20 protein-coding genes are annotated in these 18,986 nt (G+C 32.1%); 1 reads left to right on the top strand and 19 read right to left on the bottom strand.

Features of this window, described 5'->3' with window-relative positions:
• Positions 1-10 precede the first annotated feature (10 nt).
• A complete protein-coding gene (locus tag ACZ49Z_RS03010; protein WP_464306722.1) occupies positions 11-2,677 on the top strand; it encodes a carboxypeptidase-like regulatory domain-containing protein in 2,667 nt (888 codons plus the stop codon).
• Between the two features lie 527 nt (positions 2,678-3,204).
• Here ACZ49Z_RS03010 and trxA read toward each other — a convergent pair.
• From trxA to ACZ49Z_RS03105, 19 genes are all read right to left on the bottom strand, one after another.
• The gene (gene trxA, locus ACZ49Z_RS03015; RefSeq protein ID WP_464306723.1) at positions 3,205-3,525 is read right to left on the bottom strand and encodes a thioredoxin; all 321 of its coding nucleotides are present in this window, start codon (positions 3,523-3,525) and stop codon (positions 3,205-3,207) included.
• Positions 3,526-3,584: 59 nt separating this feature from the next.
• Positions 3,585-4,133: a carboxymuconolactone decarboxylase family protein gene (locus tag ACZ49Z_RS03020; protein WP_464306724.1), complete on the bottom strand. Its 549-nt coding sequence runs from the start codon at positions 4,131-4,133 to the stop codon at positions 3,585-3,587.
• A gap of 37 nt (positions 4,134-4,170) precedes the next feature.
• Positions 4,171-4,329 (bottom strand): hypothetical protein, encoded by a 159-nt coding sequence (locus ACZ49Z_RS03025; RefSeq protein WP_464306725.1) that lies wholly within the window; start codon positions 4,327-4,329, stop codon positions 4,171-4,173.
• A gap of 846 nt (positions 4,330-5,175) precedes the next feature.
• On the bottom strand, positions 5,176-5,997 hold the full coding sequence (locus ACZ49Z_RS03030; RefSeq protein WP_464306726.1) for a helix-turn-helix domain-containing protein: 822 nt from the start codon (positions 5,995-5,997) through the stop codon (positions 5,176-5,178).
• 22 nt (positions 5,998-6,019) lie between these two features.
• Positions 6,020-7,072, bottom strand: a complete 1,053-nt coding sequence (locus tag ACZ49Z_RS03035) for a flavin monoamine oxidase family protein (protein ID WP_464306727.1) — start codon at positions 7,070-7,072, stop codon at positions 6,020-6,022.
• Positions 7,073-7,149: 77 nt separating this feature from the next.
• Positions 7,150-7,851: a type 1 glutamine amidotransferase domain-containing protein gene (locus ACZ49Z_RS03040; RefSeq protein ID WP_464306728.1), complete on the bottom strand. Its 702-nt coding sequence runs from the start codon at positions 7,849-7,851 to the stop codon at positions 7,150-7,152.
• A gap of 95 nt (positions 7,852-7,946) precedes the next feature.
• Complete coding sequence (locus ACZ49Z_RS03045) at positions 7,947-8,810, bottom strand: AraC family transcriptional regulator (protein ID WP_464306729.1); 864 nt, start codon at positions 8,808-8,810, stop codon at positions 7,947-7,949.
• A 15-nt stretch (positions 8,811-8,825) separates the two neighbouring features.
• Positions 8,826-9,401 (bottom strand): DUF2911 domain-containing protein, encoded by a 576-nt coding sequence (locus ACZ49Z_RS03050; RefSeq protein ID WP_464306730.1) that lies wholly within the window; start codon positions 9,399-9,401, stop codon positions 8,826-8,828.
• An 8-nt stretch (positions 9,402-9,409) separates the two neighbouring features.
• Entirely contained in the window at positions 9,410-10,207 is a 798-nt protein-coding gene (locus tag ACZ49Z_RS03055) for a DUF6503 family protein (RefSeq protein ID WP_464306731.1), read from the bottom strand.
• A gap of 5 nt (positions 10,208-10,212) precedes the next feature.
• Positions 10,213-11,061, bottom strand: coding sequence for a helix-turn-helix domain-containing protein (locus tag ACZ49Z_RS03060; protein WP_464306732.1), 849 nt, complete (start codon positions 11,059-11,061; stop codon positions 10,213-10,215).
• Positions 11,062-11,067: 6 nt separating this feature from the next.
• The gene (locus tag ACZ49Z_RS03065; RefSeq protein WP_464306733.1) at positions 11,068-11,754 is read right to left on the bottom strand and encodes a TIGR04283 family arsenosugar biosynthesis glycosyltransferase; all 687 of its coding nucleotides are present in this window, start codon (positions 11,752-11,754) and stop codon (positions 11,068-11,070) included.
• 1 nt (position 11,755) lies between these two features.
• Positions 11,756-12,451, bottom strand: coding sequence for a DUF547 domain-containing protein (locus ACZ49Z_RS03070; RefSeq protein WP_464306734.1), 696 nt, complete (start codon positions 12,449-12,451; stop codon positions 11,756-11,758).
• Positions 12,452-12,629: 178 nt separating this feature from the next.
• Positions 12,630-13,502: a sterol desaturase family protein gene (locus ACZ49Z_RS03075; protein ID WP_464306735.1), complete on the bottom strand. Its 873-nt coding sequence runs from the start codon at positions 13,500-13,502 to the stop codon at positions 12,630-12,632.
• Between the two features lie 11 nt (positions 13,503-13,513).
• Positions 13,514-14,332, bottom strand: a complete 819-nt coding sequence (locus ACZ49Z_RS03080) for a hypothetical protein (RefSeq protein ID WP_464306736.1) — start codon at positions 14,330-14,332, stop codon at positions 13,514-13,516.
• A 48-nt stretch (positions 14,333-14,380) separates the two neighbouring features.
• A complete protein-coding gene (gene arsM, locus ACZ49Z_RS03085; RefSeq protein WP_464306737.1) occupies positions 14,381-15,349 on the bottom strand; it encodes an arsenosugar biosynthesis arsenite methyltransferase ArsM in 969 nt (322 codons plus the stop codon).
• A 33-nt stretch (positions 15,350-15,382) separates the two neighbouring features.
• Positions 15,383-16,198, bottom strand: coding sequence for a purine-nucleoside phosphorylase (locus ACZ49Z_RS03090; RefSeq protein WP_464306738.1), 816 nt, complete (start codon positions 16,196-16,198; stop codon positions 15,383-15,385).
• A 1-nt stretch (position 16,199) separates the two neighbouring features.
• A complete protein-coding gene (locus ACZ49Z_RS03095; protein WP_464306739.1) occupies positions 16,200-16,829 on the bottom strand; it encodes a TIGR04282 family arsenosugar biosynthesis glycosyltransferase in 630 nt (209 codons plus the stop codon).
• Between the two features lie 6 nt (positions 16,830-16,835).
• Positions 16,836-17,663 carry a metallophosphoesterase family protein gene (locus ACZ49Z_RS03100; RefSeq protein ID WP_464306740.1) on the bottom strand — a complete coding sequence of 276 codons (828 nt, stop codon included), beginning with the start codon at positions 17,661-17,663 and terminating at the stop codon, positions 16,836-16,838.
• Entirely contained in the window at positions 17,648-18,982 is a 1,335-nt protein-coding gene (locus ACZ49Z_RS03105) for a sodium:solute symporter (protein WP_464306741.1), read from the bottom strand. Before ACZ49Z_RS03105 ends, ACZ49Z_RS03100 begins: the two co-directional genes overlap by 16 nt.
• Positions 18,983-18,986: the final 4 nt, after the last annotated feature.

Raw genomic sequence — 18,986 nt, forward strand, 5'->3', positions numbered from 1 at the left:
AATAACCAAAATGCACAAATACCTATTCCTACTTTTTCTACTCACTAGCACTGTTTCTCACGCTCAAACCCTAACAGGCACCGTGAAAGACACCTTAGGGAATCCGTTAGCCAATGCCAATGTCATTGCCAAGCCCTTGGTAGAAAAACAAGGCTTAAAATTTGCTATTGCCGATCATTTTGGACGCTACAAATTAGAGCTAGAAAAAGGAGTGCCCTATGACGTTCGTGTTTCCTATTTGGGGTATCAAGAAGCCGTGTTAACGCTAGCAGCCGACAGCGAACTAAAAGAGCATCATTTTAAACTGAAAGAAACAGGACAACAACTCAACGAAATTGTTATCGATTATGAATACAAACCTATTGTTGTAAAAAAAGACACACTCATTTATAATGTGCAATCGTTTGCTAATGGTAACGAACGAAAAATGAAAGAAGTGCTTGAAAAATTGCCTGGTGTAGAAGTTGGCAAAGACGGTTCGGTAACTGTGCAAGGAAAAAAAGTAACCCAAATGATGGTGGAGGGAAAATCCTTTTTCGGAGGCGGTTCTAAATTGGCTGTAGAAAACATTCCTGCCGATGCGTTAGACAAAATTGAAGTGATTGACAATTTTAATAAAGTAGGTTTTCTAAAACAAGTATCGGATAGCGATGAACTGGCAATGAATGTGAAGCTGAAAGAAGACAAAAAGAGATTTGTATTTGGCGATCTGGAAGCGGGTGCAGAAGTAGCCAACGACAACGGTTTTCATGTACTGCATACTGCTTTGTTCTATTATAGTCCGAAAACCAATGTGAGTTTCATTGGCGATATTAATAACATTGGCAAACGTACTTTCACATTCGAAGACATGATGCGTTTTCAAGGCGGTGCCAGCAGTTTCATTTCGGGCAGAAAACAACTCACCAACCTTTACAGTTTTGCAACTGGAAACACCGATGTTATTGAAAACAAATCACAATTTGGAGCTTTCAATTTTCGTCAAGAAATTAATAGCAAATTAGATATTGAAGGCTTTGCTATCTTCTCAAAACTATTTACAGCAACACTGTCTAAAAGTCAAAACGAATATTTGCAAAACAGTAGCTTCACCTTCGAAGACAAAACAAACAAAGGAAACAACAAAAGCATTCTTGGCATCGGGAACCTTAAGCTTAATTACAGCCCAAGCGATCAATCGAGGTGGTTCTACAACGCACAATATCAATTTAGTACTAACGACATTATTTCGCTATTGCTTTCTGTGAGAGACGGACAACAAAACACCTTCGAAAACAGCAACAATGCCGACAATCGTCAGGTGAAACAGTTTTTAGAATGGCACAAACAATATAAAAACAAAAACCACACCACTACTTTTGTCATGAATCAAAGCTATGAGAACAACAAGCCGCAAAACAATTGGTTAACCGATACTGCATTTTTAACGGGACTAATCCCTTTGCAAAATGATAGTTTTTATAGGATTGAACAAATTAAAAAAGTAAAAAACAACAGTATTGATGCCTTGTTCAAACATTATTGGATTTTGAATAATTACAACCATATCTATACCAATATTGGAAACAACTTCGGAACAACCAATTTAGAAATCACCGAAAAGCAATATTTAACCAATGGCACAATAAACGATTTTGCAACTGCTGGTTTTGGCAATGATTTGAACTATTTGCTAAATGATTTTTATATAGGCTTTGAATATAAATTTAAAATTGGAAAATGGATTAACAAACCAGCACTATATACTCATTACTATCATTTGAAAACAAAACAAGTTGCCGAAAACTACACCACCAACAAAACCTATTTAGAACCACAATGGAATAGTGAATATGAATTCAATCAATCGGAAGCATTAAAATTCAACTACAAACTTTCAAACGATTTTCCAGACGCTACAAAACTTTTAGAACGCTATACGCTACAAAGCTATAATTCTGTTTTTAAAGGAAATGCGCTACTAAAAAACGAACGCTTTCACACAGCTAGTTTGCGCTATTCCAAAACAAGTATGTATCGCGGTTTCATGTTGTTTGCGAATTTAAATTACAATAAAAAAATTAGAACCATTCGAAATGTCATCGAATTGGCAGGAATCAATCAATTCACCACCCCAACTATAACCGATAATCCTGAAACCAACTGGCGATTCTATGGAAATCTAAGCAAAAAAATAAACCGAATTAGAATACAACTTAACAGTAACCTAAGCTGGTTTCAGTATATTCAATCCCTAAACGGACAAACCACTTCAAACAACAGAAACAATCAATCTGTTGGTTTAAAAATACGCACTGCCACCAAAAAGTGGCCAAGCGTTAGCCTTGGTTACGACAAAAGTTTTAGTCAGTTTCATGGGCTAACCAAATCTTCTTTCACAAATGATGTGTTTTCCTTTGATTTGGATATAGATTTCTTGAAACATTTTAATTTCAAAACCGATTATGAAATTACCTTCAATGAAAACAGCAACCATCAAAAAACAAACTACAGAATAGGAAATGCTTCCTTAAGCTATCACAAAAAAGACCATCCGTTTCGCTTTGAACTTTCAGCTCAAAATTATTTAAACAACGGTATAAAAATTAATAATTCTTTTTCCGATTTTTTAATATCTAACAACACAACCTATATTCTTCCTAGAGTGATTCTGCTTACTATTAGTTATAAGTTATAGGTTGTTAGTATTGTTGTGTTGCAAAACCCAGATTACTAGACTTTGTTTTGAAAAATAGTATGATGCTCAACATTGCAATGGCTAAATCTTATGTAAGAACCAATAAAGTAGTGTAGCATTTTTTTTAAAATGCAAATCATGCTACAAATTTTGTAGCGTTTTTTTTGTAGCATTTATTTTGCTACAAATTTCTGGCTACAAAATTTGTAGCAATTTTAAAATTTGTAACTAATTGCTACTTCTTTATATATTTTAGTAATGATATAATGAAAAATAATTTACATTTATAAAAACAAAACCGTTAGGTGCAACACGTTTTTGATGTTTTTCGTCAATTCGAGTTATTTTCGACAGAAAATAATATCGAGAACAAGAAAACATCGTTAAAAACGGTTCTCGATACACAATTTATAAAACTACTATTCGCAATTTAAATTCATGCCAGTATAGTGCTACTGACTTCTAAATTTACCTTTAAAAATATAATCATAAAAAAAATCCCAAATTGGGATTTTTTTTTATGGTCTCTAATTATTTATTAAAGTATTCAATTGATCGGTCAATGCTGTTTTACTCTGTAATCCGTTTTGTCTGCTCACCAATTTTCCGTTTTTAAAATAGAACAAAGCAGGAATACTTCTCACATCGAATTGTGCTGCTAGTTCTTGATTGGCATCTACGTTTACTTTCGATATAATGGCTTTTCCGTTAAAATCATTAGCCAATTCTTCAAGTGTTGGGTGCAACATTTGACATGGACCACACCAATCTGCAAAAAAATCTATTAAAACAATTTGATTTTCGTTTATGGTGCTTTCAAAGTTAGCGCTATCTATAGTATGTATCATGGTACTTGCGTTTTTAAAACTAAGGTTAGCAATGCAGCCAACCTTAGTTTCTGGGTTAATTATTGGCTGATTAATTCTAGTTCTGGTGCTATTGGAAAATCTATTGCTACATTAGTAACATTATGAAACAAGTTAGTAACTGTAATGCTACCAATTGCCACAATTAGATCTACTAAATTTTCTTTGGTATAGCCAACAGCATAAAAAGCTTCTACTTGGCTTTCTGAAATTTTTCCTCTTTTTTCTGCAATTGTTCTTGCTGTTTGTGCTAAAACTTTTGTTTTATTGTCCCAACTTGCAGTTCCTTTTCTTAGTTCTAAAATTTGCTCATCGGTAAAGCCATTCATTTTTCCTATTGCCGTGTGTGCTGATTGACAATAACGACATCCATTTAACTGGCTCACCGCTAGATCTACAACTTCTTTTTCTTTTTTTGTTAATGATGTTTCTGATCCTGAAAATTGCAAGTAGCTTCCTAATGCATTTTTAGAATGAGCCATTGCGGCATAGATATTAGGTACAAATCCTACTGCTTTTTGAAGGTTATCGAAAATTGCTTGGTTGTTCTCTGAAACTTGCGCTCTTGTAGGTACTGAAAAATTTGACATTTTTAAAATTATTTAATTGTTAGTATTATGGTTTAAATTATATAAATAGGAATTCATCATTACAGTAATTATCTGAAATGAAATGTTTATCGCAATACTCGTTTTGTTCTATTGCAATTGTTTTTTTTGATTTTATATTGAAAAAAGGGAATAGTATCTCTTTAACGGTGTTTGATATAAAGTCTGTTATTTTCATAATTTCTTTGCTTTAAATTGATAGTACAAAGTTGCAAAGAAAGAGGGCTATGGAGATAGACAGGATTTCCCTTTGAGTAGGTAATTCTTCCTATCATGATATTTAATGTGTTGAACACAATGAAATCTTAATGATTTTTTTTTCAAAAGCTTGAGTGTGAAGTGTGTCGAGGAAGTTTTGTTTTGAATAGACAAGTTCTCGATACACTGTTTATAAAAATTGCAGTTCGCTTTTTATAAACAGCACTCGAACTGACGGAATGCAAAAGCTAAAAAACTTCTTTTTTAGTAAGAAGAAAGGGATTGTTTTACTTAGTTTTTAAACCACCCCGTCCTACGGACACCCCTCAAGAGGGGAATTCTTAGTGCGAAAATTACATGAATCGTAATACTCACAAAATATGTCGCTTTGAATGCAGAGGGTATCGAGGAAGTTTTGTTTTGAATAGACGAGTTCTCGATACACTGTTTATAAAATTGCAGTTCGCTTTTTATAAACAGCACTCGAACAGACGGAATGCAAAAGCTAAAAAACTTCTTTTTTAGTAAGAAGAAAGGGATTGTTTTACTTAAGTTTTTAAACCACCCCGTCCTACGGACACCCCTCAAGAGAGGGGAGTTCTTAGTGCGAAAATTACATGAATCGTAATACTCACAAAATATGTCGCTTTGAATGCAGAGGGTATCGAGGAAGTTTTGTTTTGAATAGACGAGTTCTCGATACTCTGTTTATAAAAATTGCAGTTCGCTTTTTATAAACAGCACTCGAACAGACGGAATGCGAAAACTAAAAACTTCTTTTTTGGCAAGAAGAAAGGGATTGTTTTTAAAATTAACCCAAAGGATATTATACAGTTTTCTTGAAGTCGGAAGGAGAAACACCTTCTATTTTTTTGAAGAAGCGACTAAACGTTTGCAAATCTTCATAGCCTATTTCATAGGTGATTTCTTTGATCGTCTTGTCTGAATAGCGCAATAGGCGTCTTGCTTCTAATAGTTTTCTATCTTGAATGATTTGCAAAGGTGTTTTTTCTCCGTACTTTTTAAAGAGATTGGATAAAGTTTTTGGACTTTTGTTAAGCATCTCTGCATAATCTGCTACTTGGTGTTTTGTTTTAAAATGGGTTTCTACCAAATAATTATAGGCACGAACAATATCGAGTTGTTGTTTATCAAAGTGTGTGAGTTCGGTTTGTTCTTTATAAATGCGCGTGCATAGGATTAAAAATCGTTTTAACATCATTTGCAACATGTCGTTTTGCAAATCGTCTTTAGATTCCATCTCAATGCTAAACATTTTCCAAACTATTTCAAACTTTTCCATTTCGTCTGTTGGAATTACTATTTTAGGGAGTTGCGATGCTCCAAAAAATAACATTCCTCTACATCCTACTTCGCTATCATGATCTGAAATGCAATAGAACGCTCGGTTGAAACGTATGAGTCTTACTTTTTCAACTTCAAGAATTTCAACTTTATGAAATTCAGTTAAAAATAGAATTGCATCTTTTTCGAATAACATTTCGGTTTCATCAACTTTAATTTTTAGGGCTTCCAAACACCAAATAATACACAAACCATCGGCAATTTTCTCCTTAAGTAATTCACAATTATTTTTGTTAATTTCCTCTAAACGAATAAATTCATTGATCTGACCTGTATATAACATAATTATTTAAGTTTGTTCGAATTTAAAAATTTAAAATAACACTTGCCACATGTTTGGCAGCAATTATTGCGCCTTCCATATAACCAGGAAATTCGGATGCGGTTTCTGTTCCAGACAAAAACAATCTACCATTATAATAGTTTTCTCTAAAAATTGGATGACCGTTATTTTGATGTGGGAACACAAATCCTTCTTGACTAATATTCTTAGTATATTCTTCTTCTGACCAAATAGTTTCGTGATAATCACTATAATTTAATGCTTCTTTTCCGAAAATTTTCTCCAACTGCATAAGGATTTTCGCTTGTCTTTCTGCTTTAGAATACTCGCTCATTGCTCCATTAATAAAACCACATAAAGCAAAACCATGCAAATTGTAATTCGAATGATCATACAATTCTGTAATGGGTCCAACGTTACTAAAAACTGTACCCGAGATTCCTTTTGCTCTCCAAAATGGGGTTTTGTAAACCAAAGCAATTTTTATACTGTCTTGCATCCAAGTATGGGTGTTTTTGGCAATATGTACTAATTGGTCTGGAAGATTGGGATTAAATTTCACCTTAGACACTAAAAGCGATTGTGGAATGGTTGAGATTACAAAATCGGTAATCATCGTCTTTTTACTAGTAATAATCTTTGCTTTTTCATTTGTAAAATCTATTTCTTTAACCGCTTCATTCAAATGAAAGTTTACATTATTCAATTTAGCAGCTAAATTTTCAATTAATTTCATTGTTCCTCCAACAATTCTATAACTTGGACTGTTCTCTGGAATCTCAATTATTTGAGCTGGTGCAGCAGAAAAAGGTTCAAAAAAAGAATAACCTTTCATGAACTGTTCAAAGTATTCAATTTCTAACTCATCTAATACTATTTTCATATTTTGATGCACTTCATTAAACCAAGTTGCGCCCATTTCAACTTTTGCTTCTCCAGATTGTAATGTATGAATTCTTCCTCCAATTCTATTTCTTGCCTCAATAATTTCAATTTCGAAACCTTTATTTAAAAGTCGATACGCTATTAATAACCCACTTAATCCTGCACCTATAATGACTATTTTTTTATTCATATCTTTTCTTTTTACATCGTAAAAACTGACAGTATAGCTATACTGTCAGTTTTAAATTTAAAAGTTATTCCTTTCAATTACTTTTTTAAAACGTCTCTTAATGCTTCTGCTAATGGTGCGGCAGAGGCTGGACTTTGTCCTGTCATTAATGCGCCATCTACCACTACATTCGGCTCCCAATTGGCAACACTCTTATAGTTTGCTCCTCTTAATTTTAATTCTTGTTCTAAAGAGAACAACAAGTGTTTGTCTAATTCGATTTCTGCATCTTCTGCATCTTTAAATCCTGTTAAATTAACTCCTTCCACTAAGAATTTACCATTAGACAACTTAACGTCTCTTAAAATAGCGGGTGCATGACAAACCATTGCAATTGGGCGATTACTTTCATAGAAATCTTTGATTAATTTAATGATATGTGAATCGCTTGCTAAATCCCATAATAAACCATAACCACCTGGGAAAAACACAGCATCGAATGTGTTATAGTCGATATTTCTTACTTTTCTAGTGTTTTTAGCGGCAAACAAAGCTACTGGATCACTTAAAAAACGTTCTGTATATTCGGTAGTAAAAGGCACTTTCATACTTAACAAATCGATTGGTGCTTCTCCTCCATCTGGTGAAGCAAAAACCACTTCGTAACCTGCTTCTGTTAAAATATAATAAGGTGCTGCTAGCTCTGTAAACCATGTTCCTGTTTGTTTACCGCTAATTCCCATTTGGTCTTCAGAAGACATAATCAACAATACTCTTTTTTGTATATTACCTGTTTCCATCATAAATTGTTTTTAATTATTATTAAATTTTGATAGGACAAAGCTAGAGCGATGCGCATTCTAAAAATGGTAATATAAAGAGCAAGAATGGTAATTTAAGGAAGCAGACTTTGAAACTCTTTTGGTGTGGTTCCTGTGGCTTTTTTAAAATATTTAGTAAAATAGGTAGGTTGGTCAAAACCTAAATCGAAAGCAATTTCTTGAATTGACAATTCTTTGTTGGCTAATTTCCTTTTGGCTTCTAATATTTTTACTGATTGAATTATATTCGCTGGTGTATCGCCTAAATATTGTTTTACAACCGTAGTTAGTTTTTTAGAATTGGTATGTAATCTATCACTATAAAAGTCTATTTTATGAAATGTGTTTTTATAATTATATACTTCTTTTTTAAATGCAAAGGCAAGCATGAAATCGGGATTTTTATATACATCTTCTAAACTATCTTGACTTTTAATGCGTTCTACAGTTAACAACAAGCTACTAAACAAAAAAAACAATTGCTCTTTTTGTAGCTTGTTGCCTAATCCTAATTCTGCTTTAATAAGCTGTATAATACTCTCAAAACGAACTATATCTTCATTTGAAAGTTGAATATATGGTTTTCCTATTTCATTAAAAATTGACAACGAAAATCTTTCGGCTAATTGATGATGAAATTGATTTATAAAAAAATCATTAAAATGTATTAATATTCCATCATTAACAGAATCTGAACAAAAATAATGAATTTGGTTGGTGCTAATGAACAATAAAGTATTGGCTTCGTGTTCGATAATATCATAATCAACATAATGTCTTCCTTTTGATTGAAACCAAATAAGCTGATAAAAACCATGAGTATGTGCTTTAATTGCATGGTTAAAATGTTTTTGAAAATAGGATTTCAAATCATTTATTTCAAAATGTAATTTTGAAAAATCATCTTTATGCAGATAATATTTTTTAACCTCATCCATTCCCCAAAGATACTACTATTTCAATGTTACAGGTATTTCTGCAATGGTTTTGTCCCAACCAATTTTAATATGAACCACATTTTTAGTTTTTTCATACATAACAATAGATAAAGCTTCAATTTCTTTGTCGCTCATTGTTGTTGGAACGGTTACAGAAGCAATGTCTTTTGTTGGATCATACGAATAGTTTCCCCAACCATCATTTTCTGAATTCAATTTAATGGTCCATTCTTTCTCGGTAGGAATTGCAATTAAAGTATAGCGACCTGCTTTCACATCTGTTCCACCAAACACTACATCGGTTAAAAATAAAATTTCTGTAGATTCGTTTGCACCAATTCTCCAAGCTTCATTTAATTTAACAACTTTTCCAAAGACTTCTCTTCCGTTTTTTAAAGGTCTAGAATATAATATTCTAATTTTTGTTGCGGCTTCTGTTTGTTTTGTTTTGTCTTTTATGAATGCTCTTTTGGGTGCATTTTCTGGATAGTAGGCAGCATCTAAACCGCTTTTATCTATTTTAGCAAAATCTTGTGCGTTTACTTGAAAACCTAAAGCAACGATAGCAATAGTTAAAATGATTTTTTTCATTGTTTTTATTATTTAGTTTTATCTATGATTTGTTCTGTTTCTATTCTTGACACTTCTTTTAGTTTCTTCGTTTCCAGCAATTTTGGCAAATCTTTTAGAGCTGTGTTTATTGGTGCTTCATAATTGATGTAATCTTGAAAAGTGATCCCGTTTACTATTCTGGTATTGTAGGCTTCTCTAAACCGAACACCACCATCGTTCACTTTATAATTATAGGCCAAAAAGTCCATTTTATTTGTTTTCTTATTAATCCAATAATGAAATTCATCCTCGAAATCTTCTCCTCCTCCTTCTTCATTAAAAGTAACCTCTACAACATGATATTCTTGATTTCTTATTATTGTTTCTTCAATGTATTTTTTATTCACTGAAGCATCATTTAATTTATAGGGTAAGCTTGCAAAATAGATTACAGAATTTAATGCTTCTGTATATTTTTTAACGTCTTTTTCATTTGTGTTTTGCAGCACCTCATTTTTATAACGTTCAAATTTTCCATTGGTTAGAATGTCTTTTACCATTGTATCTTTGTCTTTAAACTCAACAGTATATTTATAGTTTTCTTTATCATTCTCAAAATGATATTGTTTACCTCTAAAAACAAAACTAAAATTCGCTGTCTTATACAATTCTCCTCCATGAGCTTTTATTGCAGAGTTTATAACTTCGTCTGCTTTGGACAAAACGACTTCTTCAATAACTTCTGAAGTTTTTTGATTAGTTTTCTGTTCCTGTTCTTTCTGTTTATTATTACAAGCAGACAACAACACTAAAAACACAAGTGCTAAATTGTATATTTTTCGCATACTGTTTATTTTTCTGTTGGATTAACCATTCCGTTATTATCTCTATACCCTTTGGGAGAAATTCCTATTTTATTTTTAAAGAATCTACTAAATGAAGGCATGTCTTCAAAACCCAATTCGAAGGTGATTTCTTTTATTGTTATCTCTGTATTTAGCAACATTCTTTTGGCTTCTAGTACTATTCTATCTTGGATAATCTGCAATGGTGTTTTCGAAATATGGCTTGAGAAAAGGTTAGTTAAGGATTTTGCAGGTTTGTTCATGAGTGCGGCATATTCTGCTACGGTATGCTTACTTTTATAGTGTACCTCAACTAGAAAACTAAAATTCCTTATAATGTCCATCTTGGTTTCTTCCACATGAAGTACTTTATTTTGCTCTTTATAGATTCTTGTACATAAAATTAGAAATCGTTTCAATAGCATTTGAAGCATTTCGCCCTGCAATTCGTCTGAAGCTTTTAGTTCATTCTCAAACACTTTCCAAAGCAATGCAATGGCTGCATTATTTTCTTCATTCAAAAAAAGAGTTGGCACTTGAGAAGTTCCAAAAAACAGAATTCCTTTGCAACCAATTTCGCTATCGTGATTGTCTAAACAGTAAAATTGCCTGTTAAATTGTATGCTATTTAACACACCAATTGTTGTTTTGTCTAATGCATGAAGTTCTGTTAAAAACATGATTTCATCTTTTTTTAGAGGATAAGAAACGTTATCTACTGTAATATTGGTGTCTTCATAAGGATTCCACAAAATATTCAAATAGGATTCGTTTCGTTGTCTAAAATTTTCTTCAACGGTATTGTCTATTTTGTCTAGCCAAAAATATTCTCCATTTTTCCCTTTAAATTCCATAGGCTCTTATCTAATATTTTTTTTATAATAAGAAACAATTTGTTCCTGATTGTAGATTTTGAATCGATATAATAAATGAATCATCATAAAATGAAATTGTAACCTAAAAAAGCCATTATCGTTATATCTTCTTGCAGATGTGATTATGTTTTCTTGTATTACTTTAAAATTTGAGTTTTCATATAACCTAAAAATCAAATCGTTGTCTTCATAGATAATTAACTTTTCGTTATATCCATTAAGATTAAAAAATAATTCTTTGGTTACAAAAAGAGACTGATCTCCTCCTCTACAGGATTTAAAATTAAACTTGGTGAACCATTGCGATATTTTTAAAACCAAATGATTGTTATCGAACTTCATTTTGAAGCAGCCTGCAGCATTACCTTCCAAAACTGCCTCTGTAATGAATTTATCATATCCTTTTGGTGGGAAACTATCACAATGCAAAAAATATAGAACTTCTCCTGTAGCTATTCTTGCTCCAGCATTCATTTGAATTGCTCTCCCTTTTGCAGCATGTTCTATGATAACTTCTGGATGTTTTTTAACTTCACTAATTGTATTGTCTTTGCTTCCTCCGTCAACAACTATAATTTCTTTATTATTATTACTATTCGCTATTAAATGGGCAATGCATTTTGAAATGTTTTTTTCTTCATTCAAAACAGGAATAATAATGGAAATTTTCATTTTATTTATTTAAATTCCAGTTATAATCTAAATATCTAATTTTAGCTTTTTCGTTTATTTTAACTTTAGAATATTTATTTAAAAAATCTATTAACGAAGTCTTTTTTGTTTTAAAATCACCTGAAAACCAATTAAATATTTCTGAAATTTGTATTTCACTTTCGGCAATATCATTTTTTGTTGCGTCATTAATAAATTCTTTAGTTGCTGTTTCTAATTGCGATTCTAAGGTTTGAGGTAAAAAAGGTTTATTTAGTAAATTAGGACAAGAAAATGAAGCACAATTAATTGCAAAGTGAATTCTTGGTTCATTCATCTTTCTTAAAATATTATGCTCAATATAGGACAATGAAATTTTCTTTGTTCCTAAAGTGATAAAACTATCGTCCCAAGCATTTTTTATATTTTTAATGCTTTTAGTTGGATAATTGTCTATTACTTTCTTTAGGGTGTGCAGATTATAAGAATTAATATAATAGGCTAAAATTTCATTTCTTGACCAACTTTTTTTAGGCTGTGTTTTTTCGAAATCGGCAACAACAGCGTTCAATTCTTCAACATTCATTTTTAATTTATCATAGTTTACATTTCCTTTACTAGAAACATGATCGCTTAATAAATCGGTATAACTTTTATAATCAAAGTTTTGAGCAAAACCCTGAACAGCTATCAATACTACTAAAATAATCCTTTTCATATGCATAAATTTTAATTGGTTATGGATCACATATATTATCGCATTTATTTGCTTGTGTTTATTTCTCTAAATATGTTTCAATTTGTGTTCTGTAATTTTTATTTGTTTGCACCCAACTTATTGTAAATGGCGATTTCGTAGTTGCGCGTTTTGGAATTAATCGCTATTTCTTTTCACTCTAAAATTTTAACGGATAGGCTTCTTGTTTTAGGAAGCTATCTGGAAATTCCTCATCTTTATCGAACCCTAATTCAATATCCTTGCCATCTTTTGGTATATAATCACTTTTAAAGAGATAGTCCCAAAGACTTAATGATATTCCATAATTTGCTCCATATTTCCTAGGCATTTCTTTACTATGATGCCAAATGTGCATTTTAGGATTATTGAGTATGTATTTTAGAAATCCGTAATCCCATCCTAAATTTGCATGATTTAAATGTCCGATAGTTATAGTTATGAAATGAACAATAAAAACATCTTGTATTGAAAAACCACCTATAATTGCCATAGGAACATAGAGCAATGTTTTGTAAACCACTGGTTCCATCCAATGATAACGAAGGTGAGCGGCAAAACCCATTTCTTTAACAGAATGATGCACTTTATGAAAATTCCAAAAGAATTCATAACGATGCAACAATCGGTGCGTGTTCCATTGTACAAAATCGGAAACAATAAAGAAAATGAACAATGCCAGTGGTTTTGGAAGATTTGACAAATCGATTAATTGCAATGATGCTACATTTAAACCGAAAAGACCTAAAAAGTCATTAAACAATTCGGCTGTCACATTATTCATTGCCATCAAGATAATCAAGTTTAGCAAAAAGAAATTAAAAAACATATAGAATGTATCTAACCAAAAGTCTTTTCTAAAAATGGGTTGGTTTTTTCTCCAAGGGAAAATAATTTCGAGCAAAAAGACGACCAAAGAAATGATTATTAGCCCATAAAAATAATTTTCTATATGAAGGTTAACTAATTCATTTTTCAAATAATTAAAATGATCTGAATAGGAATTGATAATTATTTCTTTGTATTCGTTCATTGCTAAAAAAATTATAGTTTAGTATATATTCCAATATTAATTGTTGGAGCTAACGGTGCATTATCTATCCCAAAGGCTCCAAATGCAGAGAAATTTGCTCCCAACTTATTTTCTATGAATTCATAATTGGCTTTCACTCCAAATGCGTTATAGGCTTGTCTGTCTAGATGTGATGCCCATTGTAAATTATCTTTTTCATAGGCATCTTCTTTTGTTACTGGATTTCTAGTATCTAGAACCAACATTATGTGTCCTTTGGGTATCACATTATAACCTACTTCTATTGTTGCTTTAAGATAATCGGAATAATCATTGTCCATATATCCATAACCAAGATTTCCAAAATAGTACCATTTATTATGACTAGACCCAATAGAAACGTATGGCAAAATAGTCGATGCATTTATTCCTGTTGTGCTTACTACTAATTCTGCATCTTTTTTTATTGAATTAGCTGCATAAATAATACCCGAACTAATTTTCCAATTCTTATCGGACAATTTATATTTTAAACCAAATGTTGCATTCCCTATTCCTGCAATATTTTGTGAAACTCCAATATTCTTATAGGAAGCCATTTTATAGGGCAAAACCAATTGCGCTTCTAACTTATCGGTTATACCATATTCTGCATAGGCTTGCACTGTAATATCTGAATAATCACCTAGATCTTTTTTATTCCCATCAAACTGAACAGTATTATAGGACAGACTTGTTAGTCCTAATTGCGCATAGGCTTTTCCTTTTTCTCTTGTCCATGGACTCTGTGCCTTAGCAAATTGAAATCCGAACAAACCAACAATAGATAACATTATCACTTTTTTCATCATGTAGCTTTTTTTTTAAAATTAGACGTCACTTTATTATTTCCTGACACACTAGCAACACCCGCCACCATTATAATGGAAGGTACTTTCACTAATATAAATATCTTTTCTGTTTAAAGAGGCTAGTGCTGCTGCTGTTTTATCGCATACTGCTAAAGGTTGATTTTTTAACAACACATGCCCTTTTTTATCATCAAAATAATCTTCTTTTCCAAAATATATGGCAGCTTTCCCAGTAAAAACACAAGGTCCATCTTCTGGCATTGGGTCTTTAATGGCACATACTTCTATACTTTCAATAAAGATTAACTCATTTGTTGGATAATTCTCTGGATCTAGTATTCTATAGGGTCTTCTTCCTCTAATTTCTATTGTTCCGAAACCCACATCGGTTAGTGCTTTTATATAGGCTGCGATTGGAATACTTCCACTTAGACACAAAGCTCTCAAATGATCATCGTTTCGTAACGTTTCATTCATTTCTTGCTCACAAGTTGGGTCACTCATTACCAGTCTTCCATGAGGTTTTAGCACCCGATACATTTCTTGCAACGCTTTTTTTAGGTCTTCTGTTTTAAAAATATTAAACAAACAGTTTTGAGCAGCCACATCGATACTTTCATCTTCAATTGGTAAATTAAGAGCATCTCCTTTTTTTAGTTCTACAAATTCACTTTTAAACCAATCGTTTTCTTCTTCTGCAATTTTGAAGTTTTTACGTGATGCTTCCAACATTTCATCTACAACATCCACACCAATAACGCCTCCTTTTTGTCTAGAAAAATAGGCAAACTGCAATAATTCCATTCCTCCACCTACACCAACATATAGTACTTTAGGATTATTAATTAGGTCTTGTGCTGAAATTGTACTTCCGCATCCATAATTCATTTCTTGCATTATTTTTGGAATTTCTAGCCCTGGGAATTTCCAAATAGGAGTTGTGGTGCAGCAAAGTCCAACATCTGGTGTTAAAGCTGCGTTCTTATATAAATCGTTCGTTGCGTTTAGATAGCTCATTGTTTTTTTTATTATCTTTTATATAATAATCGATTAAATTTGACGAATTAATTCTTTGAAAAGAATAATCATTTTAGGTTCTGCTTCTCCAGCAACTGCAATAATTTCTGGAATATTTACAGGTTTTAAATCATCAGGATTGCATTCATCTGTTAGTACCGAAACAGCCGTTACTGGTAAATTTAAATGATTTGCTACAATGACTTCGGGAACAGTACTCATTCCAACTGCATCGGCTCCTATTATTTTTAAATAGCGATACTCTGCTCTTGTTTCTAATTGTGGTCCAACTACCGCAGCATAAACCCCTTTGTGTAATACAATACTATTGGCTTTTGCTATTGCTTGCATTTTTTCATTCATAATAGCATCATAAGGAGCACACATATCTGTAAATCGTTCCCCAAAATCGGAAACATTTTTAAATGCTAGTGGTGAGCCACCTTGCAAGTTAATATGATCGTCTATCAACATCATATCTCCTTTTTTATATTCTAGATTAATGGCTCCTGCAGCATTTGACACCAATAATTGCGTAATTCCTAATGCTTTTAATACTCTCACAGGGAATGTAATTTCTTGCAAAGTATAGCCTTCATACAAATGAAAACGTCCTTGCATTACAATTACTTTTTTTCCTTCTAATGTTCCATATAATAGTTTTCCTGAATGAAACTCTACTGTTGATACTGGAAAATTTGGAATATCTGTATAATTTATTTGTACTTCAATTTCTAAATGACTTACTAATTGTCCTAGTCCTGTTCCTAATACAATTCCTATTTGTGGAGTTGTTATTCCTTTTTCTTTTAGAAAGTTTACTGTTGTGTTTATCGTTTCTATTGTCATGCTATTCTATTGGTTTGTATTTTTGAAATACTTGTATGTTTTCTATATCTTCAAAAATATCAATATCATTTAATTCTTTCATCAATTTTATGCTTTTATTTGACAAATCTTGTAATGTGTCTTTCAAAACAGTTGCTGTTCCCCATGCTTTGTTTTTAAAAATTGTGTTTTCTAGTTGTTTCATCCCAAGCAAATAATATCCTCCATCTTGGGCAGGACCTATTACAAAATCATAATTAGAAAGATGTTTGTATGCATTGTTCACTATTTTTGGGTTTAGATCATACAAGTCACTTCCAATAATTATTATTTTTTCATAGCCCATTTGTAACAATGTTTCAAATGCATTTTGCATGCGTTCACCTAAGTCATTACCAGACTGAAGCATTTTATTAAAATATTCGAGTTGCCAAATATCGTTTGTGATGATCTTTTCAGAATAGAACACAAAACGATCTGCTACAACTTCTTTACTAACATTTGCGGTGTGTTGCAGTAAGAAGGTATAGACTTCTAATGCTGCTTCGTCTCCAATCGTTTTTGCCAGACGTGTTTTGCATTTTCCTAGTTCTGGATTTCTAGTAAAAATGATGAGTGCGTTTTTAGTTTTTTCTAATTTATTTTGATTCATCTTTTTTTAAAATACTATTTCTTTCCCTTGTTGTTTTGCTTCTGTTTCTGGTAAGATCTCTGTGTTATCCCAAATTCCTGTTACAATTGTTTTAGCATATTCTTTTGGCAAACTGTGTTTTAGCATTAATTCGCTTGCCAATATATGATTATAGGATAACTTTTTATGTTCGATAGTTAACATTTTTTCCTTTTCTTCTAAAATCATATACCAAACAGTTGTATTGCCGTCATTGGCAGGCATTCCGATGACCCCTGGATTAAGCCAAAGTAATCCTTCATTACTATCCGTAAAAGGTAAGCCACAATGCCCAGCAATAATTACATTGCTATTGGTAGCTTTAAAATTAGGGAGTTTATTTTGCCATGGAGTGGATTTAAAAATAAACTCCGAAGTATTAAAATAGGAACCGTGCACTACTGTGAACTTTTTATTGGCAAATTCAAACCGGATAAATTCTGGTAACGTTTTTATGAAGTCGATAGAATTATTAGATAATTTACTTTTAGCATAAGGATACCACAACTGTGAAAATCCGTCACAGCGTGATCCTTTAGTAAAATCGCAACCGCAATCTTCTGCATTTGCACTCAATTGAATCTCTACATTTCCTGCTATGCTATGTATCTTCCATTTCTTAATTGCTTGCAGTGTTTCTTCGGGTTGCGCACAATAACCGATGTTATCGCCTGTACAAATGCAATTTTCGGGTGCTATGTTTGCTGTTTTTGCCACTTCTTGAATGGCTTGCAAGGCTTGCAAGTTGCTATAGATTCCTCCAAAAAGCAATATCTTTCCTTGTAATTTTCCTATGTTTTTTATTTTTTTATCCATTTTGGTATAAAATAAACACTAATACACATACTAATTCCCCAAACATTTACCCAAAGTAAATCGGCATATTTTCCTGTTGTTAAAACAAATGCTTTTGGAAAACTATTAAAAACCAATAACAATCCGAAAAACAATCCTGTGAGCACACTAAGATAAAAACTTATTTTAGGAACTTCCTTATTCCAAAATAAAAAAACAGGTGTTAATCCTATTACCATGGTTCCAGAAATTGTTGTTGCAGATAAAATTTCGGCATTTAAAAAAACTGGAATAGTTCCTATTATTGTAATGACTATCATTGCGACTCTTCCGAAAGTAATAGATTTTCCTAAGTTCAAATCGATAGCTACTAATTTTGAAAAAGATGAAAAAGTAGAATCTAATGTAGAGGCAGCAGAAGTAATCATAATAAAATTAATTACTAATAATACTATGATTCCAAACGCTTTTCCTACTTCAAAAGCAGCATCACCTTGCATACCGTAGGTTTTCGCATAAACACCAATTGTACTAAAAAGCACAATACAAATTCCTCCTAACAAGCTTGCCCATAGAAAACTTTTTCTTGTTGTTTTTGGACTACTAATAAATGCCCTGTCGGTAAGAACCGGATCATGAAAAGGATAACTAAACGATTGAATAATGGCTGCAAAAAACAAATTTAGCCCTAAATCGAAACGCCAAGTACTCGATGTTGCTACTTGTTGCATGCTAAACGTTTCTACAGAAAAGATATTCCACAAAATGATAATTAATAAAACAGAAAATAACACCATCTGTATAGCATCGGTAAAAATTGAACTACTTAACCCACCTTTTAAAGAATATGCCAAGGTTAAAAACGTGAATACTAAAATGGAAGCGTAATAAGAATTGCTCCCTTGTGCTCCGAAATAGTTCCCAATAACCATTGTATTGCTCCAAACTTCATTGAAAAGTCGAATAACAATAAGAATAGAAAAAAGTGTCATTGCCTTTTTACCAAACTTAGTCGTTAAAAACTTGTGAATGCTATTAAAATTCCCTTTAGTGCGCAATTGATACAATACAAGTCCTGCTACTGCAAAAGACAAATAATAGCCTGCATAGGCAAGACCACCAACTATACCAAATTCTAACCCAAGATTGGCGGCATTAGTAATACTCTTTGCAAAGATCCAAGAAATAATTAAACTTCCTGTTAGTACTAAAGTATTAGGCTCTTTGTTCTTCGTAACTGCTTTAAAAAACTGATCGGTTGTTTTGGCTAAAGGCGATAAAAAGAAAAAGCACAAACTCGATATAATGATTAACAACCATTGCCAATAGATTACTTCCATTATT

Source organism: Flavobacterium sp. KY-23415 (assembly GCF_055384985.1).

What these genes read in the sequence shown, in the direction of transcription:
- ACZ49Z_RS03075 (WP_464306735.1), bottom strand. Translation starts at nt 13,502, where the DNA reads ATGAACGAATACAAAGAAATAATTATCAATTCCTATTCAGATCATTTT.
- ACZ49Z_RS03025 (WP_464306725.1), bottom strand. Translation starts at nt 4,329, where the DNA reads ATGAAAATAACAGACTTTATATCAAACACCGTTAAAGAGATACTATTC.
- ACZ49Z_RS03095 (WP_464306739.1), bottom strand. Translation starts at nt 16,829, where the DNA reads ATGAATCAAAATAAATTAGAAAAAACTAAAAACGCACTCATCATTTTT.
- ACZ49Z_RS03080 (WP_464306736.1), bottom strand. Translation starts at nt 14,332, where the DNA reads ATGATGAAAAAAGTGATAATGTTATCTATTGTTGGTTTGTTCGGATTT.
- ACZ49Z_RS03105 (WP_464306741.1), bottom strand. Translation starts at nt 18,982, where the DNA reads ATGGAAGTAATCTATTGGCAATGGTTGTTAATCATTATATCGAGTTTG.
- ACZ49Z_RS03060 (WP_464306732.1), bottom strand. Translation starts at nt 11,061, where the DNA reads ATGGAATTTAAAGGGAAAAATGGAGAATATTTTTGGCTAGACAAAATA.
- ACZ49Z_RS03100 (WP_464306740.1), bottom strand. Translation starts at nt 17,663, where the DNA reads ATGGATAAAAAAATAAAAAACATAGGAAAATTACAAGGAAAGATATTG.
- ACZ49Z_RS03045 (WP_464306729.1), bottom strand. Translation starts at nt 8,810, where the DNA reads ATGGATGAGGTTAAAAAATATTATCTGCATAAAGATGATTTTTCAAAA.
- ACZ49Z_RS03050 (WP_464306730.1), bottom strand. Translation starts at nt 9,401, where the DNA reads ATGAAAAAAATCATTTTAACTATTGCTATCGTTGCTTTAGGTTTTCAA.
- ACZ49Z_RS03040 (WP_464306728.1), bottom strand. Translation starts at nt 7,851, where the DNA reads ATGGAAACAGGTAATATACAAAAAAGAGTATTGTTGATTATGTCTTCT.
- trxA (WP_464306723.1), bottom strand. Translation starts at nt 3,525, where the DNA reads ATGATACATACTATAGATAGCGCTAACTTTGAAAGCACCATAAACGAA.
- ACZ49Z_RS03035 (WP_464306727.1), bottom strand. Translation starts at nt 7,072, where the DNA reads ATGAATAAAAAAATAGTCATTATAGGTGCAGGATTAAGTGGGTTATTA.
- arsM (WP_464306737.1), bottom strand. Translation starts at nt 15,349, where the DNA reads ATGAGCTATCTAAACGCAACGAACGATTTATATAAGAACGCAGCTTTA.
- ACZ49Z_RS03010 (WP_464306722.1), top strand. Translation starts at nt 11, where the DNA reads ATGCACAAATACCTATTCCTACTTTTTCTACTCACTAGCACTGTTTCT.
- ACZ49Z_RS03055 (WP_464306731.1), bottom strand. Translation starts at nt 10,207, where the DNA reads ATGCGAAAAATATACAATTTAGCACTTGTGTTTTTAGTGTTGTTGTCT.
- ACZ49Z_RS03070 (WP_464306734.1), bottom strand. Translation starts at nt 12,451, where the DNA reads ATGAAAAGGATTATTTTAGTAGTATTGATAGCTGTTCAGGGTTTTGCT.
- ACZ49Z_RS03065 (WP_464306733.1), bottom strand. Translation starts at nt 11,754, where the DNA reads ATGAAAATTTCCATTATTATTCCTGTTTTGAATGAAGAAAAAAACATT.
- ACZ49Z_RS03090 (WP_464306738.1), bottom strand. Translation starts at nt 16,198, where the DNA reads ATGACAATAGAAACGATAAACACAACAGTAAACTTTCTAAAAGAAAAA.
- ACZ49Z_RS03030 (WP_464306726.1), bottom strand. Translation starts at nt 5,997, where the DNA reads ATGTTATATACAGGTCAGATCAATGAATTTATTCGTTTAGAGGAAATT.
- ACZ49Z_RS03020 (WP_464306724.1), bottom strand. Translation starts at nt 4,133, where the DNA reads ATGTCAAATTTTTCAGTACCTACAAGAGCGCAAGTTTCAGAGAACAAC.